Source organism: Streptomyces sp. AC627_RSS907, assembly GCF_019049165.1.
The window spans coordinates 1-648 of the sequence record NZ_JAGMUE010001100.1; the positions used below are offsets into that span (position 1 = coordinate 1).

General features: G+C 72.7%; 2 pseudogenes. Both read left to right on the plus strand.

Annotated elements, in window-relative coordinates:
• A pseudogene (locus KUM32_RS40495) lies at window positions 1–426 on the plus strand (TetR/AcrR family transcriptional regulator); the annotation flags it as partial.
• Between the two features lie 40 nt (window positions 427–466).
• Window positions 467–648 (plus strand): annotated as a pseudogene (locus tag KUM32_RS40500) (hypothetical protein); the annotation flags it as partial.

Genomic DNA, 648 nt, shown 5'->3' on the forward strand with positions numbered 1-648 from the left:
CCCTTCGAGGCGCTTCGCACCTTCATGCACGCGGCGCTCGACCTCAAACTGGGCTCCGTCATGCCCGCGCTCATCGGGCGCCTGGAGGCCGACGACGTACTCGACGGCGTACGGCAGGACGCCGCCGACCCGGTACAGGAACTGGTCACCCAGGCCCAGGCGGCCGGCACGCTCCGCCCCGACGTGCGCTTCGGCGACCTGCCCCTGATGCTCATGCGCGTCTCCCGGCCCCTGGCCGGCGGACAACTCGCCGAAGACGGCGACCTGGCCCACCGCCAACTGGAGATCTACCTCGACGGCCTCCGCGCCCCGGGCACCTGCGACCAGCGGGCCACGCTGCCCGGGCCCGCCGTCGACCTCGGCTGGTTCAAGCGGATCAGAACACGACTGATCGGCCACCAGCCCCCGTCACGCCCACGGGCCTGACCCACACACCGCACCGCTCGTTCCTGAGAGAGGCACCACCATGTCCGTCAGCGACCGCAGGCCAGGCGGCTCCTTCCCGGAGCCCGGGCCGGCGCCCGGCGCGGCCCGGGGAACCACGGCCGCGCCCACCGACCAGCCCCCGACGGGCGCCCACCCACGACGCTGGCTCGCCCTGCTCTTCTTCGGCATGGCCCAGTTGATGATCGTGCTCGACATCACGAT